The organism is Maribacter sp. X9 (genome assembly GCF_048537565.1).
GTDB lineage: Bacteria > Bacteroidota > Bacteroidia > Flavobacteriales > Flavobacteriaceae > Maribacter.
In genome coordinates this window covers 3,816,000-3,840,369 of record NZ_CP183215.1, presented here as the reverse complement: position 1 = coordinate 3,840,369, position 24,370 = coordinate 3,816,000, and the positions used below count along the sequence as shown (strand labels likewise).

Below are 24,370 nucleotides of genomic sequence, written 5' to 3'. Positions count from 1 at the left end.
GATCAATCTTTTGATATCCTATAAATAGGGTATTGTAAATGTGCTTTTTCGTAAAGATTACTTTGCTTAAAAAGCCAGTCTAGTTGGGCATACCAATTTTCTTTAAAATTTAAATCTTGTGCCTTTTTATCCTCAAACCTATTTTTTATAATAGAATCTTTTTTCAACATGCTAAGGGCCGTATCTTCAAAAACATAAGGGGAGAAACCTTCTTTTTGCTGTAATATAGTGTCAAAAAAATTCCAATTAAAAAAAGAGTCTACCCCTGATGGTTCCAAGGTTTCTAAAAGATATCGTATCCCTGGTTGATCAGTTGGCACAATGATATCTCCGGTTTTGAAGTTTATAGGGATGATTTTCGGATCTACTTTAGTGTTTCTATGTAGATAATGGCCTTCAAAGGGGGCGTTTACGGTTTGGTAATCGGCTATTTTATAAGATTCCACTTCAATTAAAGTATCCTTTTTAAGTGTGTTGAAAGATATTTTATTCAAAATTAACTTGTCAATTACATCTTTCCATTGACTTCCTATAACATATGCTTTCGGAATTTTTATTGAATCTGAAGGTGTAAAATAGTCTTGATATTCTACTTCCTTTTCAGTAGGCACCTCCCTATTATATTTTAATCTTGGAAAACCGGTTACTTCGCTTATTATCGTATCTGCCCGAAATCCTTTGAAATTATATTTTGATACCTTAGTGCTATCAACGTGCCATGCAAGAGGATAGTACATTTTATCTTTATATGTATTTATTGCGGCATCACGCAACGCTCTTATTTCTTTACCATCTTTATCGGTTATGGAAATCATTTTTTTCATTAACATGTACGTACCTTCAACACGTTTGTCATAAGGTTTCAACATATGGGTCTCAACCATCATACCTAACGTATTCCATAGGGTGGTATATCCGGTCGAATATCTAGGATAGTCCATAAACTGTTGAAAACCTGTCTCTGGAGGCCTGTTAAAAACATTTACATAGGGGGTTATATCCCAATTCGACTTTAAAAGTGAATCGTGCAGTTGTGGCATAAGGCGTTCATGTACATATTCTCCTAGTGCTCCACCAAGTTTATTGTGTTGGGTAAACAAGTGGGTAAGCGTATATTGGTAATCTGCACCATTGCTAACGTGGTTGTCAATAAATACATCGGGATTAATAAGATGGTATATTTGGGCAAAGGTCTTGGCATTCTCGGTATCGGTCTTTATAAAATCCCTATTCAAGTCGTAGTTTTTAGCATTGCCTCTAAACCCATATTCTTTGGGGCCATTTTGATTGGCTCTCGTAGAACTGTTGCGGTTTAAGGATCCGCCAATGTTATAGATGGGGATCGTGGCAATAATCGTTTCTTTCGGAGTTGTTATTTTTTTACTCGCCAAGTCACGGTATAGCAACATGGTAGCGTCAATACCATCGCTTTCACCAGGGTGAATGCCATTGTTTATTAGCATTATGGTATTTTTATCGGCTAATTTTTGAAAATTAAAATCTCCTTTAGCACTAAAGGTTACTAGGTGTAAAGGTTTTCCACTATCGGTAGACCCGATAGTTTGGATATTGATACTTGAAAATTCTTTGGCGAGATTGATATAGAATTGAATAACCTCATCATAAGTGGCAGTTTCCGTTTTGTTGGAAAGTTCAAAATGAGTGGGGAAATTAGTCTCGGTATTTTCTGTTTTCTTCTCACAGGAAATCAATAATGCAAAAAGAACGGAAAGTATTAGAAATCTCATTGCTAAAATATTTTATGGGATAAAGCCCAATGATTTCAGTAAAAATAATCAATACCAAACTAACAATTTCAGGCAATTTGAGTAATTTCTTCTATTTTGGAGCGGTCTATTGGTTTTAGGTTAAAGGTGATTAAATGATGGGTTTTAACTTTGTAAAATTCCCATTGTTTTTTATCACATGGATCAATTGAGGAGGTCACAATGTTAATTTTTATTTTCTCGGTAATTGGAAGCTCTATAAAGGCCTTCAAAAATTCCCATCCGTCCATAATGGGCATATTGATATCCAAAAAAATAATTTCAGGAACGGGCTGTTTTTTTTGAAGTCTTTCTTTTATTCCATTGTAAGCTAATTTTCCATTCGAATAAGATTCTATATGGCCGCAGTCTACAGTGTTGCCTATCAATTTACGCAAGCCAAAAATTGTAATGGGGTCATCATCGATAATAGTGATATCGTTAATTTTTGTCATTAAAGAATATTTTGAATTCTGTTCCTTTTCCTAGTTCACTACTGACTTCAATTTTTCCGTTCATGGCTTCTATTTGATTTTTAGTTATATAAAGACCAATGCCTTTGGCATCTTTGTGCTCATGAAAGGTTTTGTACATTCCAAATATTTTTTTACCATATTTTTTTAAGTCGATACCTAAACCATTGTCTGCTATCGACAAAATTGAAAAATCCTCTGTTTTACTTATGCTTAATGTTATTTCTGGATTTTTGGTAGGGCACTTATATTTGACCGCGTTGGTTATAAAGTTGGTCAACATGCTTTCTAAATAGTTAGGTACACATTTCAAGACGAAACCCGATGGAACTTGATTTATAATTTTTGCTCTGTTGTTTAAAAGGAATCCAGATAAATTTTGTTGTACTTCAGAAATCGTTCTGTTTAAATCAATTGGCTTTTTTTCAATATTGGTATTGGTGTTTATGGTAACTACGTCATTTAGGATATCCAATGTTTCCAATAGGTTATTTGAAGCATCAGTAAGCATAGCGATTATGCGGTTTCTCTCTTCCTTATCTTTTTCAGTTTCAAGAAAACTCAACAGCATAGAAAAATTCGCCGAGTGAGATCTGAGGTTGTGTGAAATGATGTGGGCAAAATTCAACAGCTTCTTATTTTGGATCGATGCAATATTGATAATATTTCTTAATTCTTTTTCTTTTTCCTTTATTTTGGAAATATCCAAGCTTATACCCACTAGACCATAGGCTACTCCTTTATCGTTCAGTAACGGAATTTTAGAACTTAGAAAGGCCGTTTCTTTACCATCTTTTTTAACTTTGATGGTTTCTTTGCCGATAATTGGACTCAAAGTATTCATTACTTTTAAATCTTCTTCCCTTGATCGCTTTGCAGACTCTTCGGGGTACAAATCAAAATCGTTTTTGCCTAAAAGATCTTCAGGATTTTTAGCTCCCAGATAATCACATTCAGATTTATTTACAAGTATTTTTCTAGATTCAGTATCCTTTACATATACATTAACCGGTAAATTATCGATTAAGGTCCTTAATAGTTTTTCATTATCAAGGATTTTCATGTTGGCTTCAACCTGCTCGTGAATATCTTGGAAGGTGCCCAACATTCCGACCAATTTCCCTTTGTTATATATTGGCTTTCCAGCGGTCGTTACCCATTTTTCATTACCATTGGCTGTTACAATCTGTAATTTTAAATTCCAAGGCTTACCATGGTGATGTGCTTCGAATAAAGCCATGGAAATGGCATTACGGCTATGTCCTTCTTTGTAAAAAAAGATTGCGTTCTCTATGTTGGGAATATAATGGGGTGGTACTTCATGTATTGCTTTCGTAGTAGTACACCAAAAAAGTTTATTTGTAATTAAATCGTATTCCCATCTTCCAAGGTTCGAAATTTCGGCCTGTTGCCTTAATAGTATATCTTTTTTATTGAGCTCTAATTCATTATGTACAGATTCGGTAATGTCATTTAATTGAATTATTGCTCCAACAATATTTTCATTCGCGTCATACCACGGTGCATTGGTCCATTCAAACCAACGTTCTATTTTTTTTGCATCTTTTGCTTTATGGATGCCCATTGGTTGAGGATTTCCTTTAAAACATTCTGCTAAAACGGTTTTCCATTTGGGACTTAAATCCGGAAAAACCGAGAACAGATTTTTTTCTTTTGCATTTTTATCTTCTGGATAAAATACCCTATTCCATTTATCGGACACGTGCACAATCATATATTCTGTATTTATAAATACAGTAGGAGTGGGCAATTGTTTAATTAAATAATAGGTATTTGATGTCTGGGGGAAATTTATCATACCGTTGAATTTTCCTACCAAAAGTAACTGAAAAGTATAGTTTTGTTCAAAAAATGTTGTGAATGGATCGATAAAGGTGGTCTAAGGTAAATCTTTGAGGAAAAAACTATTTTAGAGCCCATGTAATGTAGGGACTTTAGACGAAATGCTACTGATCTTATTTTATCATTTTAAGAAAGAATAATTGCTTAACGATTTTTTTTGATTGGGGATTTTTAAATTAAGAGAATGTGTTCTTTCATTTTCAAACCTATTTTCTTACAGAGGTAGGTACTAGACCGGTATAATCACCCCCATTTCGTATAACATCTCTTACGATAGAAGAACTTATGTAAGATTTACCCGATGAGGTCAATAAGAATACGGTTTCTATTTCTGATAATTTTCTGTTGGTATGTGCAATAGCTTTTTCAAACTCAAAATCTGCTGGATTTCGTAACCCTCTTAAGATAAAATTCGCACCAATTTTTTTACAAAAATCTACCGTAAGACCTTCATAGGTTTTTACACTAATAGTGGGTTCATCTTTAAAGGCTTCACGAATAAATTGCATGCGTTTTTCTAAGGTGAACATATATTTTTTATCGGCATTCTTCCCAATCGCTATCACTAATTCATCAAAAAGCGTAATACCCCGCATTATGATATCATGGTGCCCTAAGGTAAGGGGGTCGAAAGAACCAGGGAAAATTGCGCGTCTCATATAATTGGTTTATAATTTTAAAAATAGGTATTTTAAGATAAAGCTTCGATAATGGCATTTTCAAATAACATCCCCAATTCAATTCCGGCCACTTTTGCCTGTTGAGGAAGAATACTTTCTGTAGTTAAACCAGGAGTGGTATTCATTTCCAACAAATAAGGTTCATTACCTATAAAAATAAACTCACTTCTTGAAAAGCCTTTCATTTTCAGAATATCATACATCTTTTTAGAAATGGCCGTAACATTTTCCAATTGTTCGTTATTTATTCTAGCGGGTGTGATTTCTTGTGATTTACCCTCATACTTTGCTTCGTAATCAAAGAAGTCATTTTCGGAAACGATTTCTGTAATAGGCAACACAGTTGTTTCTCCATGAAGCTTTAAAACCCCTACAGATACTTCTGTTCCTTCAAGAAAAGCTTCGATGATTATTTCGTCATCTTCTTTATAGGCTGTTTCTATTGCGGTTCGTAATTCCTCTTTTTGGTACACTTTAGTGATCCCATAGCTACTACCTGATTTATTCGCTTTTACAAAGCAAGGAAGTTTTACTCGCTCAATGATTTCATCTTCATTGATTTCATCTCCTTTGTTTAAATAGAAAGAAGGTGCCGATTTAATACCATAAGGCTTTAAAACACTCAATAAGTCTCTTTTGTTGAAAGTGAGTGCGGCCTGATAAAAGCCGCATGATGTCTGCGGAATACCGAGTAGTTTAAAATAGGCCTGCATTAATCCATCTTCACCGGGGGTGCCATGAATTGCGTTAAAAACACAATCGAATACTATTGACTTTCCCGACACAGGAATTGAAAAATTATTTCGATCCATAGGTGTTTCGTTTTCATTATCATCAATATAGACCCACTTTTCCTTAAAAATATGAATGCGATATAAGTTGAATTTATCCTTGTCCAAATAATCATAAACCACGTTACCGCTTTTTAGGGATATTTTATATTCACTTGAATAACCGCCCATTATAATCGCTATGTTTTTTTTCATTCCAAAAAGTCTATAGATTCATAGAACAAAGATGAAGTATTGGTTCAAAATAAAAAAGAAATCTTGAAGCATTCATTTCAAGATTTACAGATTTAAGTTCAGTAGAACTATTAACCATGCATCAAAATGATACGTGGGCATTTACTATATTTGTCAGGTCAAATAATAGGTATGGGAAATTTTTTCAATTTTTTAAAGAGCAGGACCTTTTTAATTCAAATTGGGCTTGCGCTTGTCGTTTTGGTTATCACTATTTTCTTAGTGTTGGGATGGCTTAACAGTACAACAAATCATGGTGAGTTTGTTGAAGTGCCGGATTTTTCCAAACAATCGGTCATGGAAATGCGGAAATCTATCGAAGAAGCCGGGCTCAGATATGAAGTTTTGGATTCTGCCAATTATAATCCCGACTTTCCAAGATTCTCTATTATTGAACAAAATCCAGTGGCAGGGGCCAAGGTTAAAACGAATAGAAAAATATATTTCACTGTAAATCCATCAGGATACAAAAAAGTGACCGTTCCACAGATCATACAAGTGACCAAAAGAAATGCATCTTCTATGTTAAAAGCAGTTGGCTTGGATGTACAGCGAGTAACTTATGTAGACGAATTGGGGAAGGACATGGTCTATCAAATAAAATATAAGGGGAAATATATTAAACCTGGAGACAAACTACCTAAAACTTCTAAAATTGAATTGGTATGTGGTAACGGTAACATTACCGATCGTGCCATTATAAAAGCGGATTCAGAATAAGAGAATGGATAAAACGGAGCAAGTAGAACATGAAGATGGAGAGCTTTTTGAACATCATCGCTTTTTAGCATCAAAAGGACAGGAACCTTTACGGGTCGACAAGTTTTTAATGAACTTCATTGAGAACGCTACGCGAAATAAAATTCAGCAAGCGGCCAAAGATGGTCATGTTTGGGTGAATGATGAAATCGTAAAATCTAATTATAAGGTAAAAGCAGGCGATGAGGTAAAGGTTTTGTTCGAACATCCACCTCATGAATTTTTATTGGTTCCTGAAGATATTCCTTTAGATATTGTTTACGAAGACGATGTACTTTTAGTAGTCAATAAACCTGCGGGCATGGTAGTCCATCCGGGGCATGGCAATTATTCAGGAACTTTAATCAATGCACTTATTTATCATACCGACAATTTACCCGTAAATGGCAACGAACGCCCCGGGTTGGTCCATCGAATCGATAAAGACACCTCAGGCCTATTGGTAGTGGCAAAAACCGAAGCCGCCATGACTCACTTGGCGAAACAGTTCTTCGATAAAACTTCCGAACGTGAATATATTGCTCTTGTCTGGGGCAATGTGGAAGAAGACGAAGGTACGGTTGTGGGTCATGTGGGAAGAAATCCTAAAAACCGCCTGCAGATGCATGTTTTTCCCGATGGGGAAGAGGGTAAGGAAGCCGTTACCCATTTTAAGGTATTGGAGCGTTTGGGGTATGTTACCTTGCTATCTTGTAAATTAGAAACAGGTAGGACCCATCAGATTCGGGTGCACATGAAATATATAGGTCACACCTTGTTCAATGACGAACGATACGGAGGAGAAAAAATATTGAAAGGTACCACCTTTACCAAGTACAAGCAGTTTGTCGAAAATACGTTTAAACTGCTTCCAAGGCAGGCACTTCATGCCAAGACTTTAGGTTTTGTGCATCCGGTCACTGGCGAATACATGAGTTTTGATTCTGACATACCTGAAGATATGGTGAATGCTATCGAAAAATGGCGGAATTATAGTCAAAACAGCGTTTAAATAGTTTTCATCGATCAGGCCATTTGAACTCTTTCTTAACTTTTGTAGGTCTTCCTACATTTCCTTTTTATTTTTGTGGTCGTTTTAAAATTGCACTATGAAAATTGTTATTTCCCCGGCTAAATCGTTGGATTACGAAACTGAACTTCCATCATCTGACTATACGATCCCGACGTTTATTGAAGATGCAGAAAAGTTGAATAAAATTTTAGCCAAGAAGAAACCGAAAGATTTATCTGCGCTAATGTCAATCTCAGATAATTTGGCCCAGTTGAACTGGGAACGAAATCAAAAGTTTGAAACACCTTTTACCCTTAATAATTCTAGACCTGCTATATATGCTTTCAATGGAGATGTTTATCAAGGGTTGGATGCGTATTCATTGACTGACGACAAAATTAAAAAACTTCAAAATACACTACGAATATTATCGGGACAATACGGAATTTTAAAACCTTTGGATTTAATGCAGCCCTACCGCTTAGAAATGGGCACTTCTTTAAAAGTTGGGAGAAAGAAGAACCTCTATGAGTATTGGGGCAGTAGATTGACGGAATATTTAAATGAAGAAATGGAAGAGGGTGAGTTATTAGTAAACTTGGCCAGTAATGAATACTATAGCGTACTGCAGCCTAAGAAAATAAAGGCAACAATAATCTCTCCGGTTTTTAAAGATTGGAAGAATGATAAATTAAAGATCATCAGTTTTTACGCTAAAAAGGCCAGGGGTTCAATGGTTCGATATATTTTAGATTCTGAGGCCCAGACTTTAGATGATATAAAGGGATTTAATTTAGATGACTATGAATTTAGTCAAGAACATACGTTGAAGGAAAATGAACCGGTATTCATACGGTAAAATAATGTTCGCTCTTTTTCGTTAATAGCTATACTTAACTACCGCTTATGAAAAGGATTCTCTTGCTCTCGGTTTTATGTTTAGCAATACTTTTATCCTGTACCGATAGGGATGATAATGTTGATATGGTCAACATCCGTATTAAAAATAATACGGAACAATTTTTTACTGAAGTACGTATAGCTCAACATGATACGGTATATGAAAATATTACTGCAGGCGATTACTCAAAGTACTTGGAATATGAAACTGCCTTTACTGCTAGTTCATTGACCATTTTGACCGATTCGATGAGCTTGAACTATTTTCCTGATGAAGTTTCTTCAGATACGTTGCCAATTGGCTTTTATACCTATGAACTTTCGTTAGATGCCGATAATAAGATTGAACTGAAGTTTAGAATAGACGAATAGGTTTATTTCTTTTTACCAACTTTTATTTTATCCTCAATAGAAGGTCGTTTTTTAATTTTTCGAGGTCTTCGTGCCCCGTAAGAATTATTGGCAATTTTTCCTTTTCTTGACCTTTTGTCTCCCTTACCCATGGTATTTATTCGTTTACATTGATTTAAAGTTAGTAATTTAGGAAGGATTTCTCAATTATAGGAGCTCATATCCTAAAACCTAAAGCTCAAAACATGTTTTTGCATTCGCATCCGTATGAACCCTTTTTATTTGAAAATGCCACTAAACTTATCGTAGGTACATTACCTCCTCCTCGTTTTACGGTAGGTGATTTAAAAGAAGGTGATGTTAATTTTTGTTATGGTAGTAAGGACGGACAACTGTGGCCTATTCTAAATAGCATTTTTGATTTGGACCTTCTTTTCGAAACCACCCAAAAAGCGATAGAACAACGAAAGTCATTTTTAAAGCAAAGACGAATAGGTATTTGTGATATCGTCGAATCTGCTGAGCGGGATAAGATAGATGCTTCGGATTTAGGAATGCAGAACATTAAACTACGCAATATTCTGGGGTATTTGGAAAAGTACACCGCCATAGATACCCTGATTTTCACGGGTGGAAACAGTAAAAATGGTCCAGAATACTTTTTTAGAAAACACTTAAAAGACCATGGTGTTTTCTTTAAGAATATATCAGATGTGGTGCCTAGGATCCATGAATTCGTACATCCTACTACCTTGAAAAAAATAAGAACCGTTTCACTTACGGCACCATCTGGGGCGGCGAATAGAGCTGTTGGTAGTTTAGAGCTTTATAAAAAAATGAAAGATGAAAATCCATTGTTTAATACGGTTGATTTTAGGATACTTCAATACAAGGAATATTTTTAAATTGTTCTAACAATCAGCTCAAAATAAAAATACAAATTCGATAAACTAAAAAGAGTCCTGTTTTTAGAACAAGACTCTTTTACGAGAACACTATATGAAAATGAAAAAATTTTATTGCTTGATTACAAAGTGAATTTATAGTGGTTTCATTTTACAGAGGAATATTTGTTGTCAAAATGCTTTTTTTTGTGGTATCCTTCGAGGATTATGATATTTCATGAAAATCATTCTTTAGATTCTCTTGGATTATCGATATTTATGGTCGAAATTTAAGAGAATCGCCATAGCCTATTGGCAATAACTTTTTGAAAATATGCAGCAGCAAGAAAGATTAGCGGAGTTTAAGAAATCCGTTCAAAATAAATTCAATGTTTACAATAGTTTATTCCTTAACCTCCCTTATGAAAATATTGAGAACGTCGGGATGTTGATCCCTTTATTGTTGGATCAAGCAGAAAAGGGTCTGGAGAACGGTCTTAATCCAAAAGAGATCTTAGAACACTTTTTTGAAAATTTTGTGGATACCGTTTCAGAAAAAGAGCAGATTGATTTTATGTTCCGTATCATCCAATACGTTGAACGTCAAGTGGTTCTGTATGATAGTGTCGAGGACGCGGCATTTCCAAAATTACACAAACATTCCAGTTCTCTATCCTTGAAGGATTATTTTCAGTTTGTAGAGAAGAATAATTCATGGGATACGATTTGGGATAAATTGAGCAATTTCAGTGCACGCATTGTTTTAACGGCGCACCCAACCCAATTTTATACGCCCGCCGTTTTAGATATTATCACCAATTTACGAACACTTATTCTAGAGGATAAAATCGATGAGATAGACGTTGGTTTACAGCAATTAGGGCTTACTTCATTGATCAATGCTACAAAACCGACACCTTTAGACGAAGCGAAGAACATTATTTATACGCTTAGACATGTGTATTATGATGCCATTGGCGATATGTATGCCTACATAAAAGGTAGCGTGGGAAGTAAAAAATTTGAGAACCACGATATTGTCAAGTTAGGATTTTGGCCGGGCGGAGACCGTGATGGAAATCCGTTCGTAACAGCCGATATCACGAAAGATGTAATGAACGAGCTTCGGTTAACATTGATGAAATGCTATTACAATGAGTTAAAGGGACTTTTGCATAAACTTACCTTTAAAGCCGTTCAGGAGCCTTTGCAAAAGTTACGTTCCAATCTATATTTGGCCATGTTCGATAGTTCGAAAGATATCGGTTACGAAGATTTAATTCTACCTCTTGAAGAAATTAGGGGACTATTGATCGAGAAATATCAAGGGCTATATTTAAAAGATCTAGATCGTTTCATTGATAAGGTGAAAATATTCAAGGTTCACTTTGCTACAATAGATATTCGTCAAGACCACAGTATGCATACCAAGGTAATGGTAGAAGTACTTAAGGATAAAGGTTTGATAAATGAAAATCTTGACGAATTATCTGAAGAGCGATTGATCGATATTCTGTTACATGAGAACTTTCAATTGGTACCTGAGGATTATTCAGAAGAGATCGTGAAAGATACCATTAAGAATATCCTGCAGCTAAAGACCATTCAAGATAAAAATGGCGAGGAAGGTTGTAATCGGTATATCATCAGTAATTCTGAGGATATTTATTCCATACTTTTTGTATATGCATTGTTTAGATGGTGCGGATGGGCAGATAAGGAAATAACTTTTGACATTGTTCCCTTATTTGAAACAATGAACGGTATGGACAATTCTGAGGCCACAATGAAGCAATTGTTCACACTACCAGAATATCAAGCGCATTTGGAGAACAGAAATAAAAAGCAAACGATAATGCTAGGTTTTTCTGATGGAACAAAAGATGGTGGATACCTCAAGGCAAATTGGTCCATCCTCAAGACCAAGGAAACACTCTCTGAGGTTTGTGATGAAAATGGCATAGCAGCTATTTTCTTTGATGGAAGGGGAGGGCCACCGGCAAGGGGTGGTGGTAAAACACATCGTTTCTACGCCGCCCAAACCAATAGGGTTGCCAATAACGAGATTCAGTTAACCATACAGGGGCAGACCATTACCAGTACCTACGGTACCAAAGAGCAGTTTATCTATAACAGTGAGCAATTGTTGACTGCCGGTTTATCGAATACAATTTTGGGCAAAGAAATTACCATTTCCGAGGGCGATCGTGAACTTATAGAAGAGCTTTCTGAAATGAGTTTTAAAAAATATGATGACTTGAAACATCATGATAAGTTCATGCCCTATTTAGAAAATATGAGCACGTTGAAGTACTACACCAAAGCAAATATTGGAAGTAGACCGGGTAAACGTGGCAACAAGGCTAAATTAGAACTTTCCGATTTGCGCGCCATCTCTTTTGTGGGCTCATGGAGCCAATTGAAACAGAATGTTCCAGGATATTATGGAATCGGGACTGCCTTAAAGAATTTACAAGATGATGGAAGGTTTGAAGAAGCCCAAAAATTGTACAAGGAGGTTCCTTTCTTTCAAGCCTTGATGATGAATAGTATGATGAGTCTTTCCAAATGTTATTTTGAATTAACAAGTTACATGAAGGAGGACAAGGAGTATGGTGAATTTTGGGAAATTTTACATGCCGAATACGAGCTTTCAAAAGCAATGTTATTAAAATTATCCGGTATGGAAATTTTAATGGAAAAGGAAGCCATATCAAGGGAATCGATTAAAATACGGGAGAATATCGTACTACCACTTTTGGTCATACAACAATATGCACTTCAAAAAATTGGATCAGGAACCCAGTTTAAAGCAGAATACGAGAAAATCGTAACACGGTCTTTGTACGGTAATATTAATGCCAGTCGAAATTCAGCTTAATTTAAACTGTATTGACAGCATTAAAAAAGGGACCTATTTAGGTCCCTTTTTTTAATTAATTACTATTTGCTTAATTATAGGGAGTGCTTAAAATAGTGTAGAATAATTCTATACCGTAGGCCAGTTGACCTATTTTTAAATTCTCATTAGGGCTGTGCTGATTATTATCGGGGTTTACCATAGGAACTAGAAATGCAGGAATCTTCAGTTCGTTAATGAAAGGGGATATTGGTACGGTGCCGCCCATGATACGGATCTGTACTGGTTTTTCCCCGAATTTATTTTCCATGGTACGCACTAAATACTTTCCGAACGGGTTATCCAAATCAGTTCTAAAGGCATCTGTGACAGAGCCTTCGGTTACAGTTATAATTCGGTCATAGGCCATACGTTCTTCTTTAGTTGGAACCGTATCTATTACGAAATACCCTTGTTCTTTAATATGCTCTTTTACCAACTTTTTCAATCGAGCACCATCAGATTCAGGAACCAGTCTTATGTCAAGCTCAGCAGTCGCAGTAGCAGGTACAATAGTTCGGGCTTTATCACCGATCCAAGCTGAACCTAAACCCCTAATGTTCAAAGAGGGGTATTGTAACGATTCTTGATAAAAGCTTCCTACTTTTTCGGGTATGGCTATCTCTAAATTCGTATTGATGGTATGGGCATCGTCAGGAACACTTTTTAGAATTTCAATAGTGCTCTCATTCAATGTTATGCCGTCGTAGTATCCATTAATTAGCACTCGTCCATCAACATCCTTCATCGAAGTCAAAACTCTCGCTAGTTCAAAACCCGGATTCGGAGCATAATTTCCATAATGACCACTATGTTGGGGTTTTATAGGTCCGTAGGTGGTTAGGGTAAGTGTGGTTATTCCCCTGCAACCATACACGATAGTAGGTTTTCCTGACACGTGTACCGGTCCATCATTGATTAGTAAATAATCTGCCTTCAATAAATCCTTATATGTCCGAACCGCTTTTGGAAGTGGCGCACTACTTCTCTCTTCTTCACTATCTAATATGACCTTAACATTAAAGGGAATTTCGGTTTCATTGTTCTTTAAGATATCGATAGCATTTAAGAACATGACGATAGGTCCTTTGTCATCTGATGTGGATCTACCAAAAAGGCGCCAGCTATAATCGATATCTGAATCTAGCTCATTAAAAGAATGGGTTTTCCATCCATTTTCATTTTCAGATTTTAATTCAATCACATAAGGGTCTGGTTGGTCCCATTTGGTGTGGTCAACCGATTGTCCGTCTAAATGCATGTAGAATAAAATAGTGGGTTTTCTGTCATCAATGGGTAAGGCCGCAAAAAATAATGGAAGCCCCTCTGTTTCAAGAATACTGGTATTAAAACCTCTATTACCAAATTTATCTCTGAGCCACATAAGATTACTGTCAATATCATCGGCGTTCAAGGCGTCATTGTGAATGGCTACAAAATCCCTTAGTTCTGCTATAGCATTTGCCACCTTGCCTTTAATCTGAATAGAATCTTGTGCGTTGGTAATTAAAAGGCTTAAAAAAGCCCATAAAAATAATGTTTTTTTCATTCTCGAGTTCATTACATAATCAATGCTAAATGTACTCATATTCAAGGAAAAGATAGACCAATCAGATGACCAACTTAAGTTGTTGAAATTGGAATATCCAATCTCCAGCACACTTTAAAACGAAAATTAAGCTACATATTATAAGAAAAAACTTTCTTTTTCGTTATCCCATAAGTTATTCGAAAATCATGAAAACTTCTGATCACCAGGTCGATAACGTTTATTTTTCGTTCAAAAAAATAAAGCATTTATCGAGTTTGCTTTTTGGTTCAATTTCTTTAGGGGTTATCATGAATATTTTCATGAGTTATAGGGTATTTGGTATCGGTATTGTTTTTTATCGTGATTTACTTTGTTTGGTCGTTGTGTCACTAATTGCAATTTTATATTATTTAAACCATTTGAAATTAACAACGTCTTTATCGATTATCGCCTACGTTATACTTACTTTGTATTTTTTAATTTTACCTTTTCTTTTTGAGGTTGAAGGTTTTAGTTTTTACTCCTATTTTTTAGAAATACAATTTTTGGTGATGTTGTTCGGGCTCATTCTTACAATTGGTATTCGGCCTTACCACGATTTAATTTTAGGATCCATTAACCTTTTATTTTCAACAATTTGCGTTTTTCTAGTGCAAGAATTTCAAGTTGAAACTTATTTGTTCTATGTGTCGATAGTTACCGCTAAATGCCTTATTTGTTTTGTGATTTTCGAAAATGTTTTTAAGCTGCGTAGAAAAATGAAGACCCATCACGAAACTATTATTCGTCAGAATGCAGAACTATTAGAATTGACCAATTTCAGAAAAGATATCATTCGAATCATTGCACATGATCTACGTAACCCTATTCATCAAATATCGTCTTTGGTCGATGTTGTGACTTATAGTGAAACGGAGAAAGAACGAAGTGAATTATTGGGATATTTGAACAAAGCAGTAGGTAGTGCTTATGATATGTTGGAAAACCTGCTGAAATGGGCCATGCAAAATAATGAAGGATTAAGGGAATTTAAAATGATGAATGTCAATGATTTGATTGAAGGCGTGGAAGACCAATTATCCGAACAAATTTTAAAGAAGAAACTCCGGATCAAGAAAATGATAGGTTCTGGTGAAGAAATATTCTTCTCTAAAAATGTTATTGAATCGGTCGCTCGAAATCTAATGATGAATGCGGTAAAATTTTCTCCAAATGATAATGATATTAATATATATTTTGACAACCGGGACACCAATTTCAGTTTAAAGTTCTATAACAAAACCGAGATAAGTGAAGTGGGAAATATTCAACAATTTAATACCAGTGAAAAACCGTTAGAAAGCACCCCGGGGACAGCCAAAGAAATAGGTTCTGGTAATGGTCTATTTGTGTGCCGCCAAATGTTGGAAAAAAACAATGGTGAATTATCCCTTGAAATCGAAGATGGTGGAGTAATGGCTACTGTACTTGTTATTAAGACGTTATAGCGTACTATCAGCTTTGTATATCAATCTTGAGTTAAAATAACCAAAAATCGTAAATAGCTTGTGATGGTACTAGATTAAAATTGTAGTTATGGTTTTGGAGGGTTCTATAATTTACGATAAATAAAAAATTAGTATTAAAATGTTTAAAGAAAAAAATCATTTATTTTTAATTTCCTCGGAAACACATAGTTTGAGAATATCTAGAAATGGGTTGTTTTATAAAGAATTTAATTTGTAATGAGAGTATTTGGGAGCTTAATGATGATTTTATTTTTGGTGGTTTCTTGCAGTAAGGAGGAAACAGGTAAAGAACAAGAGCTGATTTTATCAGGTTCGATTAAGGTTACTGTTTTATTAGGGATAGAACCAGCCATTGGCGCAACGGTAACAACTGTGCCTGAAACCAAAACTAAAGTAGTTACAAATACAGGTGTTGTTATTTTTGAGGAGGTGCCTGTTGGTGATTATAAAGTGAATGTCGTTCTAAATGAATTGGAAGATTTTATTTATTTTCAAGAATTGAAAGTGTTGGATAATGAGACGAGAAACATAATTTTTGAAATACCTGAAATTCCAGTTTTAACTGAACAGGATTTGGATGTTGAGTTACAACTTAATCAATCTTACCGTAGCTTACAGCGTATTTTTGATGCAGATTTATATATGGCGTACTGGGGAGATACAGGAACAGATATATTGCAAACAAACCCAGGTGCAAATTACTCGCTTGATGAATTAGATTCGTATAATATAAGTCCGCAATTAAATGTTGTTAATCAAGTTTGGACGGAGCATTATAAACAAATCAGACAGGTAAACAGAGGCATCGATTATTTAAATAATCCTAATAACGTAGTTGCAAATAATATTGATAGGATAGTATCAGAAGCAGAGTTCAGATTTTTGCGAGGATTACTTTACTTTAATTTATTGAAAATATATGGTAATCCCTTGCTAAGTGTTACAGCTGAGGTTGATTTAAACAATCCTCCAAATTACCCTCAGAACCCTTTGACTACCTATGCTCAAATAGAAGAAGATTTGCTTTTTGCCATTCGAAATTTGCCAGTCTCAGGTTCAGATGATAGGGCACACCAATTAAATGCCAGGGGTTTACTTGCCAAGGTATATATGAAGATGGCTGGCTTTCCACTTAATGAAACCCACAATTATGCTAAAGCCTTAGAGCAATTGAATATTATTGATGGTCAATTTGAACTTATAGGGGATTATAAATCTATTTTTAATGTTTCAAATGAAAATTCTAATTCTGAGGTTATTTTTAGAATTGCATTTGATGGAGGACAAAATAATAGTAGTTCTTTTAATGATTTCTGGGGTCCGCTTGGAGTTTCTGGAAGTGATGCTTTAGTCTTAGTGCCAGGGTTCGCAGATTCATTTCGAAATTCCTCACTTAAATTCGAAGATCCAGTGGGTTTTCCTATAGAGTTAGGAGATGGTCGTTTTTATAATTCAATTGCAACCTTTAAGGTAGAAGGTAGTGCTGTTGTGAACAGTGCAGACCCAAAAACTTGGAGGCCGCTAAAATGGTACAATAATGAAATTGAAGATGTGAACTTTAGTTCAAATGAATTTGACTATCCATTTTTAAGATACGCAGATATATTATTAATGTTGGCTGAGGTCGAAAATGAAATTAATGGTCCCACCCCAGTAGCATATGATGCAATTAATCAAGTACGGCGGAGGGCTTATGGAAATACTGAAAATGATGTGGCTAGCAATCTTAGTCAAACACAATTTTTTGAACAAGTTTTGTTAGAAAGAAAACTTGAATTATGTTTCGAAGGGCATCGACGGGATGATTTAATAAGAAGGGGTAAACTCCAAGAAGTTATTGATGTTTATAATGCGGCAAACGATTTTAAAAAGGATTTTGAGCCTCATGAATATATATGGCCCATTCCGCAACAGGAACTTGATTTAAATCCTAATGTGGTTCAAAATCCTGGATATTGATCCGAATAAATCTTAGCGAATTGTTTTTATGAAATCAGCAATTGAATTTACTCCATTAGCCGTCAAATACTTTATAAAAGCGGACCCTATAATGGCCCCTTTGGCCATCTTCGTTGCTTGCTGAAAAGTTTCTGCATCTTTAATGCCGAATCCAACAACCTGAGGATTCTTCAGTTTCATATTCGAAATCCTTTTAAAATAGGTTTCTTGTTCATTTCCAAATCCGGACTTTGAACCTGTGACACTGGCAGAACTTACCATGTATATAAACCCTTCTGATGCGGTATCAATCTGTTGAATACGTTCATCGCTGGTTTGGGGGGTGATCAAGAAAACGTTGATCAATCCGTATTTCTGGAATATTTCTTGGTAATCCTCTTGATAGACATCTATGGGTAAATCGGGCATGATGATTCCATCAATGCCGATTTCGTTGCATTTTTTACAGAAAGCTTCCACTCCATATTGTAACATAGGGTTAAAATAACCCATTACAATTAATGGAATTGAAACAGACTTACGAATGTCCTTTAACTGTTCAAACAGCCTTTCGGTCGTCATGCCATTTTTTAAGGCCGTGGTAGAGCTTTCTTGAATGGTGGGTCCGTCAGCTAATGGATCACTGAAGGGCAAACCAATCTCAATCATATCGACTCCGCTTTTTTCCAAATCCTGGATAATCTTTACGGTATCGTTCAAGGCGGGATATCCGGCTGTAAAATATATAGAAAGGAGTTTTTTGTCCTCCTGCATTTTTTGGTTAATTCGATTCATCATTATGCTAACTTAAAATAATCAATATAGGTATTCAAATCTTTATCTCCGCGCCCAGAAAGGCTGATGACAACTACATCTTCTTTCTTGAATTTTTTATGGTCGAAAATGGCAAAGGCGTGCCCCGTCTCGATGGCTGGAATAATGCCTTCTAACTGCGAAAGTTCCAACCCTGCAGCCATAGCTTCGTCATCTGTGGCAGAATAGAATTCAGCTCTCTCAGATTTGAATAAATGCGCGTGCATGGGTCCCACACCAGGATAATCCAATCCCGCAGAAATAGAATAGGGCTCGGTGATCTGTCCATCCGCGGTTTGCATCAACATGGTTTTGCAACCGTGAATGATGCCCACTTTTCCCAATGCAGAAGTTGCTGCACTTTCACCGGAACCAATTCCTTTTCCGGCAGCTTCAACAGCGATGATCCCCACCTCAGGTTCATGCAAAAAATGGTAGTAGGTGCCTGCGGCATTACTGCCGCCACCAATACAGGCCACGACGTAATCAGGATTTTCACGGCCTTCTTTTTCTTTTAATTGCCATTTTATTTCTTCGGATATGATGGATTGAAACCGTGTCACCATATCAGGGTAGGGGTGTGGCCCAATAGCGGAACCAATAATGTAATGGGTATCTACCGGATTATTGATCCAGTCGCGAATTGCCTCATTAGTCGCATCCTTTAAGGTTCTGCTTCCTGATAAGGCCGGTCTCACTTCGGCACCTAACATTTTCATACGGGCTACGTTAGGGGCTTGGCGTGCAATATCAATTTCGCCCATATAAACGATACATTCCATCCCCATTAGGGCGCAAACGGTCGCTGTGGCTACCCCATGTTGACCGGCACCTGTTTCAGCGATTATTCGTGTCTTGCCCAGTTTTTGGGCCATTAAAATCTGCCCAACGGTATTGTTGACCTTATGTGCGCCCGTGTGGTTGAGGTCTTCTCGCTTTAAGTAAATTTTGCACCCGTGTTTTTCAGAAAGACGCTTTGCGAAATAGAGGGGGGAAGGCCTGCCAACATAATCCTTTAACAATTGATGGAATTCTTCTTGAAAAGATTCCTCATTCATGATTTTTAAATAATTTTGGCGTAATTCTTCCACATTGGGGTAGAGCATCTCTGGGATGAAAGCTCCGCCAAACTCCCCGTAATATCCTTTTTCATCGGCGTTATAATACATAGTGCTTCTTTATATAAAATAAGTATAGTATAAGTTTAGTACTCTATTTACTTTGTACTTATTGCTTTTTTTAACTCTTTCAACTCTTCAATTTTTTTTAGGCCTGGTTCTAGCTCGAAACCACTGTTTACGTCCAGAGCGTGGCAATATTTTGATGCTGGTAATTGCATAAACTCTTCAAGATTATCCAAATTTCCAATACCAATTCCGCCACTTAAAAAATAGGGTTTTGTTGATGGATAGTGGTTTAATACCTTCCAATCAAACCTAAATCCGTTTCCACCAGGCAGTTTCCCCTTTGTATCGAAAAGAAAATGATCACATACCGCTTCATACGGTGATAACAGGCTAAAATCAAAAGTATCGGTAATTGAAAATACTTTTATAAGTATAATTTTTTTATGTACATTCTTTAATTCATACACCAGGGCTTTGCAATACTCGGGGCTTTCGTTACCGTGTAACTGTATGCCTTGCAATCGGTATTTCGCTATTTTTTGGATTACCTCTTGGACATCTGCATCTACAAAAACTCCTATTTTGTTTATTTCATGAGGAATGACCGGAATTTCTCCATCAAAATAGCGCGATGACGGTTCCCAAAAAATAAAGCCAAGATAGTCTGGTCGCAATTGTGCGACTTCGGCAATATTCAACTTCATTCCACAGACTTTCAGCTTCATGTTTTTATTTTAATTGTTGGATGAATGATGTTGCACTTTTACCAGGGTCATTCGTCTTCATGAAATTTTCGCCTATTAAAAATCCTTCAAAGCCATATTCTTTTAAATCGTTAATGGCTTCGAAAGAACTGATACCACTTTCAGAGACTTTTACAAAATCATTAGGTATTAATTTGGATAGTGATTTGCTGGTTTCCAAGCTCACCTCAAAGGTTTTCAGATTTCGGTTATTGACCCCCAACATATCCAAACTCGGCATGATAGATTTATGCAGCTCTTCCTCATTGTGTACCTCTAGCAATACATTTAATCCAAGACTTTTTGCCAGTTCAGAAAAGGTTTTGATTTCCGCTCTTGATAATATAGCCGCAATCAATAAAATAACATCCGCACCATGTGCTTTTGCTTCGATAATCTGATATTCACTGATAATGAATTCTTTTCGTAAAAGAGGCATTTTTACCGATGCCCTTGCGAGTATTAAATCTTCTAACGAACCGCCAAAGTACTTTATGTCGGTTAGAACGCTCATACCACAAACGCCTGCATTTTCATATCCGATGGCCACCTGCCCAACGTTCGCGTTCTGGTTGATACTGGCTTTGGATGGAGACCTTCGTTTGAATTCGGCGATAATTCCCGTACCACTTCGCTTTAATGCATTTGGCAAAGACTTAGTTTCCCTATCGAATAAAACCGATGCCTCATATTGGGAAGTGGGAATAAGCGATTTTTTCAAATCGACCTCTTTACGTTTGTCCGCTACTATTTTAGAAAGTATATCCATAAGTTGAGTTACTGGCTGGCAGTTTTTAGTGAATGGTAAAATCTATTTCAATAACCTATCAACGACTTAGTTCTTGTATTTTTTTCAATGTTTTTAACCCTTTACCACTTAAGAGAGATTCCTTTGCCTTTTCAAATCCTTCGAGCGGACTTAGACCTTCGACCGTTGCAATGGCGATACCGGCATTGGCGCAGACCACGTTATTCTGAGCTTCGGTTCCTCTGCCTTGTAAAACGTTGAGGAATATTTGGGCAGAGTCAGCAATGGACTCACCGCCAACAATTTCAGATTGTTGAACAGCGGATACGCCAAAATCGGAAGGTTTTAGCATACGTTCCGTTTTGTTCGAAATGGTCTTTGTGTTTCCGGTCAAAGAAATTTCGTCATAACCATCAATCGCATGTAAAACGGTGAAGTTTTTATCTGTCTTTTGATAGAGATAACCATACATTCTTGCTAGTTCCAAGTTGAATACGCCCACCATTTGGTTCTGCGGAAATGCGGGGTTCACCATGGGTCCCAACATATTGAAAAACGTTTTAACGGCCAAATCTTTACGGATCGGCGCTACATTTTTCATTGCTGGATGGAACAACGGCGCATGCAGCACACAGATGCCAGCTTCGTCGATACACTTTTCAAGAAAATCGGAATCATTACTAAATTTAATGCCCAGGAATTCCATGACATTACTGCTGCCGCATTTAGAAGAAACCCCGTAATTACCATGTTTGGTCACTTTCACACCAGCACCCGCAGTAACAAAAGAGGCTAAGGTAGATATATTGAAGGTATCCTTACCATCACCACCGGTACCACATAAATCGATAGGATTATAAGCGGATAAATCGACTGCCAAGCATAAATCTAACAAGGCATCCCTAAAACCTTCCAGTTCCTCTATAGTAATGCTTCGCATCATATAGACCGTCAAAAACGCGGCAATCTGGCTCGTATTATAATCTCCTTTGGCGATATTCACAAGGATTTTCTTAGCATCTTCTTTGGGAAGAATTTCGTGATTGATAAGTTTATTTAAAGTCTCTTTCATTTTTTATAGTATTAAGTAGTTAGTATAAAGTACATTTTGTAATTGCCCATTACTTTGTACTCATTACTAAATGCTGCCCATTAGCGCTTTAACCAATTCTCCAACATTTTTTTACCGTGTGGCGTTAAAACCGATTCAGGATGAAACTGTACCGCACAAACATCATAGGATTTATGGCGTAGGGACATTACTTGTCCGTTTTCATCCATGGAGGTAGCTTCCAAAACATCCGGTAATGTTGGGTCGACCACCCAAGAGTGATATCGGCCTACTTCAATTTCTTTTGGAATTCCTTCGAATAGCAAATCATCTTTGATAACCTTAATTTTCGTGGCAATACCGTGATACACTTGATCCAAATTAATTAATGAACCACCAAAAACTTCGGCTATGGCCTGTTGTCCCAGGCAAACGCCGAAAATACTTTTGGTAGGGGCGTATTTTGAGATGATCTGTTTCAATAAGCCGGCCTCATCAGGAATTCCTGGTCCTGGGGAGAGGACGATTTTTTCAAAAGCGTCTACCTCTTCCAAGGTGAGTTGGTCGTTACGTTTAACGATAACCTCGCAACCTAGTTCTTCTAAATAATGTACAAGATTGTAGGTGAAACTATCGTAGTTGTCTATGACTAATATTTTCTTCATTTAAATGTCCTCCGCTATTTCCAATGCCTTGGTCAATGCGCCCAATTTATTGTAGGTTTCCTGTAATTCGTTTTCTGGGTTCGATGCAGCGACCAATCCTGCTCCTGCTTGATAGTGTAATTGGTGGTTTTTGCTTAGAAAGGTTCGGATCATAATGGCGTGGTTAAAGTTACCATTGAAATCCATAAAGCCGATGGCGCCACCGTAATAACCCCGACTCGTTTTCTCATATTTTTCGATTAATTGCATGGCCATGTGCTTTGGTGCCCCGCTTAGGGTCCCCGCAGGGAAGGTGTCGGCTACCACTTTCATGGTCGGGATTTCACTTTTTTTCATTCCAGTGACTTTGGAGACCAGGTGAATGACGTGTGAAAAAAATTGAACCTCCCTGTAATTTTCTACTTGTACCACGTTGCCGTTTCTACTCAAATCGTTACGGGCCAAATCGACCAACATAACATGTTCACTATTTTCCTTATCATCGGCCTTTAATTTTTTGGCCAGTTCGGCATCCTGCTCATCATTGCCGGTTCTTTTAAAGGTTCCGGCAATGGGGTGTATTTCCGCTTTTCCATCACTTACGATCAGTTGTGCTTCAGGAGAACTGCCAAAGATTTTAAAGTCGCCATAATCAAAATAGAAGAGGTAAGGAGAAGGATTCACCGATCGCAATGCCCTATAGACATTAAATTCATCCCCTTTAAAACCTTGAGAAAACCGTCGGCTCAGAACTAATTGAAAAACATCACCCCGTTGACAGTGTTTTTTTGCCAACTCAACCTGTTGCTTGTACGCTTCATCTTCAAGATTAGATTGTCGCTTTCCCTCAATTTTGAAGTTATAGGTCGCAAAATTGCGGACGTTTAAAAGCTGTTCCAGTTCTGGAATGTTGTTTTCCGTTTTATAACAATGAGCAAAAAGATAAGCCTCGTTCTTAAAGTGATTAATGGCAATAATATTTTGATAAACCGCATAATAAATATCCGGTATGTGGATCGAATTGTCCTTGACCTTAAGTTCCACATCCTCGAAATAACGTACTGCATCGTAGGCCATGTAGCCGAAGACACCGTTGTTTATAAATTTAAAGTCGTTGGTATCTGCCTTAAAAGCTTTACTAAAGGCATCGATGATTTCTACAACATCTGTATCATTGTTAATACATGATTCTTCGAGCGTTCCATCAGGAAATTGTTTTGTGATTACTTCATTTTCAACTTTAATGTATGCGATAGGATTGCAGCAGATATAGGAGAAACTATTGTCATTTGCATGATAGTCACTACTTTCCAGAAGAATGCTATTTGGAAAACGGTCCCTGATTTTTAGATAGACGCTAACCGGGGTCATGGTATCGGCAAGGATTTTTTTATAAGATGTCTTAAGTTGATAGGCCATTGGTGTTTTTTTAAAATAAGGAAGGCTTGTCGTGATGACAAGCCTTTATATAGTTCTACTACAATGATGCTTAGCTCACGATGTTTTTCGTAAGTTGTTCCACCACCAAGTATTTACAATTAAATTCTTCATTGAAGTTCAAATATAAAAAGGAATTTAATATCAACAAACTTTAGTTGCACGAAAATTAAAAATCCCTTTGAAAAATACTCAAAGGGATTTCTAAACACTAAAATTAACTTGGGAAATAAGCGTGA

General features: G+C 36.6%; 22 protein-coding genes. 8 read left to right on the top strand and 14 right to left on the bottom strand.

What is annotated here, in order from left to right; translation table 11 throughout:
* Positions 1–2 precede the first annotated feature (2 nt).
* The 5 genes from ACNR9Q_RS16400 to ACNR9Q_RS16380 all read right to left on the bottom strand — a co-directional run bounded on the left by ACNR9Q_RS16400 (position 3) and on the right by ACNR9Q_RS16380 (position 5,768).
* Positions 3–1,748: a M14 family metallopeptidase gene (locus ACNR9Q_RS16400; RefSeq protein ID WP_419212303.1), complete on the bottom strand. Its 1,746-nt coding sequence runs from the start codon at positions 1,746–1,748 to the stop codon at positions 3–5.
* Positions 1,749–1,816: 68 nt separating this feature from the next.
* Complete coding sequence (locus tag ACNR9Q_RS16395; RefSeq protein WP_419212302.1) at positions 1,817–2,221, bottom strand: response regulator; 405 nt, start codon at positions 2,219–2,221, stop codon at positions 1,817–1,819.
* Complete coding sequence (locus tag ACNR9Q_RS16390; protein ID WP_419212301.1) at positions 2,208–4,058, bottom strand: PAS domain S-box protein; 1,851 nt, start codon at positions 4,056–4,058, stop codon at positions 2,208–2,210. Before ACNR9Q_RS16390 ends, ACNR9Q_RS16395 begins: the two co-directional genes overlap by 14 nt.
* Positions 4,059–4,308: 250 nt before the next feature.
* On the bottom strand, positions 4,309–4,761 hold the full coding sequence (gene coaD, locus ACNR9Q_RS16385; protein ID WP_419212300.1) for a pantetheine-phosphate adenylyltransferase: 453 nt from the start codon (positions 4,759–4,761) through the stop codon (positions 4,309–4,311).
* Between the two features lie 32 nt (positions 4,762–4,793).
* Entirely contained in the window at positions 4,794–5,768 is a 975-nt protein-coding gene (locus tag ACNR9Q_RS16380) for a D-alanine--D-alanine ligase (protein WP_419212299.1), read from the bottom strand.
* 171 nt (positions 5,769–5,939) lie between these two features.
* Here ACNR9Q_RS16380 and ACNR9Q_RS16375 point away from each other — a divergent pair, with 171 nt between their 5' ends.
* From ACNR9Q_RS16375 to ACNR9Q_RS16360, 4 genes are all read left to right on the top strand, one after another.
* Positions 5,940–6,527, top strand: a complete 588-nt coding sequence (locus ACNR9Q_RS16375) for a PASTA domain-containing protein (protein WP_419212298.1) — start codon at positions 5,940–5,942, stop codon at positions 6,525–6,527.
* A gap of 4 nt (positions 6,528–6,531) precedes the next feature.
* Positions 6,532–7,557, top strand: coding sequence for an RluA family pseudouridine synthase (locus ACNR9Q_RS16370; RefSeq protein ID WP_419212297.1), 1,026 nt, complete (start codon positions 6,532–6,534; stop codon positions 7,555–7,557).
* A gap of 97 nt (positions 7,558–7,654) precedes the next feature.
* Positions 7,655–8,416: a peroxide stress protein YaaA gene (gene yaaA / locus ACNR9Q_RS16365; RefSeq protein ID WP_419212296.1), complete on the top strand. Its 762-nt coding sequence runs from the start codon at positions 7,655–7,657 to the stop codon at positions 8,414–8,416.
* A 47-nt stretch (positions 8,417–8,463) separates the two neighbouring features.
* Positions 8,464–8,829 carry a hypothetical protein gene (locus tag ACNR9Q_RS16360; protein WP_419212295.1) on the top strand — a complete coding sequence of 122 codons (366 nt, stop codon included), beginning with the start codon at positions 8,464–8,466 and terminating at the stop codon, positions 8,827–8,829.
* Positions 8,830–8,831: 2 nt separating this feature from the next.
* Here the strand turns inward: ACNR9Q_RS16360 and ACNR9Q_RS16355 are convergent, their stop codons facing one another.
* Complete coding sequence (locus ACNR9Q_RS16355; protein ID WP_419212294.1) at positions 8,832–8,960, bottom strand: 30S ribosomal protein THX; 129 nt, start codon at positions 8,958–8,960, stop codon at positions 8,832–8,834.
* A 93-nt stretch (positions 8,961–9,053) separates the two neighbouring features.
* On the opposite strand from ACNR9Q_RS16355, the gene ACNR9Q_RS16350 reads away from it, so the two are divergent.
* Together ACNR9Q_RS16350 and ACNR9Q_RS16345 are read left to right on the top strand one after the other, a co-directional pair.
* Entirely contained in the window at positions 9,054–9,713 is a 660-nt protein-coding gene (locus ACNR9Q_RS16350) for a uracil-DNA glycosylase family protein (protein WP_419212293.1), read from the top strand.
* Positions 9,714–10,026: 313 nt separating this feature from the next.
* Positions 10,027–12,573 (top strand): phosphoenolpyruvate carboxylase, encoded by a 2,547-nt coding sequence (locus tag ACNR9Q_RS16345; RefSeq protein WP_419212292.1) that lies wholly within the window; start codon positions 10,027–10,029, stop codon positions 12,571–12,573.
* A 70-nt stretch (positions 12,574–12,643) separates the two neighbouring features.
* Here the strand turns inward: ACNR9Q_RS16345 and ACNR9Q_RS16340 are convergent, their stop codons facing one another.
* The gene (locus tag ACNR9Q_RS16340) at positions 12,644–14,140 is read right to left on the bottom strand and encodes a M20/M25/M40 family metallo-hydrolase (RefSeq protein WP_419212291.1); all 1,497 of its coding nucleotides are present in this window, start codon (positions 14,138–14,140) and stop codon (positions 12,644–12,646) included.
* A 188-nt stretch (positions 14,141–14,328) separates the two neighbouring features.
* Between ACNR9Q_RS16340 and ACNR9Q_RS16335 the strand changes: the two genes are divergently transcribed.
* Positions 14,329–15,609 carry a sensor histidine kinase gene (locus ACNR9Q_RS16335; protein ID WP_419212290.1) on the top strand — a complete coding sequence of 427 codons (1,281 nt, stop codon included), beginning with the start codon at positions 14,329–14,331 and terminating at the stop codon, positions 15,607–15,609.
* Between the two features lie 237 nt (positions 15,610–15,846).
* Positions 15,847–17,589: a RagB/SusD family nutrient uptake outer membrane protein gene (locus tag ACNR9Q_RS16330; RefSeq protein WP_419212289.1), complete on the top strand. Its 1,743-nt coding sequence runs from the start codon at positions 15,847–15,849 to the stop codon at positions 17,587–17,589.
* Positions 17,590–17,601: 12 nt separating this feature from the next.
* Here the strand turns inward: ACNR9Q_RS16330 and trpA are convergent, their stop codons facing one another.
* The 7 genes from trpA to ACNR9Q_RS16295 form a co-directional block, all read right to left on the bottom strand.
* The gene (gene trpA, locus ACNR9Q_RS16325) at positions 17,602–18,363 is read right to left on the bottom strand and encodes a tryptophan synthase subunit alpha (RefSeq protein ID WP_419214294.1); all 762 of its coding nucleotides are present in this window, start codon (positions 18,361–18,363) and stop codon (positions 17,602–17,604) included.
* A 2-nt stretch (positions 18,364–18,365) separates the two neighbouring features.
* On the bottom strand, positions 18,366–19,550 hold the full coding sequence (gene trpB / locus ACNR9Q_RS16320) for a tryptophan synthase subunit beta (RefSeq protein ID WP_419212288.1): 1,185 nt from the start codon (positions 19,548–19,550) through the stop codon (positions 18,366–18,368).
* 47 nt (positions 19,551–19,597) lie between these two features.
* Positions 19,598–20,233, bottom strand: a complete 636-nt coding sequence (locus ACNR9Q_RS16315) for a phosphoribosylanthranilate isomerase (protein ID WP_419212287.1) — start codon at positions 20,231–20,233, stop codon at positions 19,598–19,600.
* 4 nt (positions 20,234–20,237) lie between these two features.
* Entirely contained in the window at positions 20,238–21,020 is a 783-nt protein-coding gene (gene trpC / locus ACNR9Q_RS16310; protein ID WP_419212286.1) for an indole-3-glycerol phosphate synthase TrpC, read from the bottom strand.
* Positions 21,021–21,078: 58 nt separating this feature from the next.
* Positions 21,079–22,071 (bottom strand): anthranilate phosphoribosyltransferase, encoded by a 993-nt coding sequence (trpD, locus tag ACNR9Q_RS16305; protein ID WP_419212285.1) that lies wholly within the window; start codon positions 22,069–22,071, stop codon positions 21,079–21,081.
* An 80-nt stretch (positions 22,072–22,151) separates the two neighbouring features.
* Entirely contained in the window at positions 22,152–22,715 is a 564-nt protein-coding gene (locus tag ACNR9Q_RS16300) for an anthranilate synthase component II (RefSeq protein ID WP_419212284.1), read from the bottom strand.
* Positions 22,716–24,113 (bottom strand): anthranilate synthase component I family protein, encoded by a 1,398-nt coding sequence (locus ACNR9Q_RS16295; RefSeq protein ID WP_419212283.1) that lies wholly within the window; start codon positions 24,111–24,113, stop codon positions 22,716–22,718. It abuts the gene before it with no gap.
* Between the last annotated feature and the right edge of the window lie 257 nt (positions 24,114–24,370).

Bases quoted from the DNA above. Each gene is read 5' to 3' on its own strand.
- ACNR9Q_RS16400 (WP_419212303.1), bottom strand. From the start codon at position 1,748: ATGAGATTTCTAATACTTTCCGTTCTTTTTGCATTATTGATTTCCTGT.
- ACNR9Q_RS16395 (WP_419212302.1), bottom strand. From the start codon at position 2,221: ATGACAAAAATTAACGATATCACTATTATCGATGATGACCCCATTACA.
- ACNR9Q_RS16390 (WP_419212301.1), bottom strand. From the start codon at position 4,058: ATGATAAATTTCCCCCAGACATCAAATACCTATTATTTAATTAAACAA.
- coaD (WP_419212300.1), bottom strand. From the start codon at position 4,761: ATGAGACGCGCAATTTTCCCTGGTTCTTTCGACCCCCTTACCTTAGGG.
- ACNR9Q_RS16380 (WP_419212299.1), bottom strand. From the start codon at position 5,768: ATGAAAAAAAACATAGCGATTATAATGGGCGGTTATTCAAGTGAATAT.
- ACNR9Q_RS16375 (WP_419212298.1), top strand. From the start codon at position 5,940: ATGGGAAATTTTTTCAATTTTTTAAAGAGCAGGACCTTTTTAATTCAA.
- ACNR9Q_RS16370 (WP_419212297.1), top strand. From the start codon at position 6,532: ATGGATAAAACGGAGCAAGTAGAACATGAAGATGGAGAGCTTTTTGAA.
- yaaA (WP_419212296.1), top strand. From the start codon at position 7,655: ATGAAAATTGTTATTTCCCCGGCTAAATCGTTGGATTACGAAACTGAA.
- ACNR9Q_RS16360 (WP_419212295.1), top strand. From the start codon at position 8,464: ATGAAAAGGATTCTCTTGCTCTCGGTTTTATGTTTAGCAATACTTTTA.
- ACNR9Q_RS16355 (WP_419212294.1), bottom strand. From the start codon at position 8,960: ATGGGTAAGGGAGACAAAAGGTCAAGAAAAGGAAAAATTGCCAATAAT.
- ACNR9Q_RS16350 (WP_419212293.1), top strand. From the start codon at position 9,054: ATGTTTTTGCATTCGCATCCGTATGAACCCTTTTTATTTGAAAATGCC.
- ACNR9Q_RS16345 (WP_419212292.1), top strand. From the start codon at position 10,027: ATGCAGCAGCAAGAAAGATTAGCGGAGTTTAAGAAATCCGTTCAAAAT.
- ACNR9Q_RS16340 (WP_419212291.1), bottom strand. From the start codon at position 14,140: ATGAAAAAAACATTATTTTTATGGGCTTTTTTAAGCCTTTTAATTACC.
- ACNR9Q_RS16335 (WP_419212290.1), top strand. From the start codon at position 14,329: ATGAAAACTTCTGATCACCAGGTCGATAACGTTTATTTTTCGTTCAAA.
- ACNR9Q_RS16330 (WP_419212289.1), top strand. From the start codon at position 15,847: ATGAGAGTATTTGGGAGCTTAATGATGATTTTATTTTTGGTGGTTTCT.
- trpA (WP_419214294.1), bottom strand. From the start codon at position 18,363: ATGAATCGAATTAACCAAAAAATGCAGGAGGACAAAAAACTCCTTTCT.
- trpB (WP_419212288.1), bottom strand. From the start codon at position 19,550: ATGTATTATAACGCCGATGAAAAAGGATATTACGGGGAGTTTGGCGGA.
- ACNR9Q_RS16315 (WP_419212287.1), bottom strand. From the start codon at position 20,233: ATGAAGCTGAAAGTCTGTGGAATGAAGTTGAATATTGCCGAAGTCGCA.
- trpC (WP_419212286.1), bottom strand. From the start codon at position 21,020: ATGGATATACTTTCTAAAATAGTAGCGGACAAACGTAAAGAGGTCGAT.
- trpD (WP_419212285.1), bottom strand. From the start codon at position 22,071: ATGAAAGAGACTTTAAATAAACTTATCAATCACGAAATTCTTCCCAAA.
- ACNR9Q_RS16300 (WP_419212284.1), bottom strand. From the start codon at position 22,715: ATGAAGAAAATATTAGTCATAGACAACTACGATAGTTTCACCTACAAT.
- ACNR9Q_RS16295 (WP_419212283.1), bottom strand. From the start codon at position 24,113: ATGGCCTATCAACTTAAGACATCTTATAAAAAAATCCTTGCCGATACC.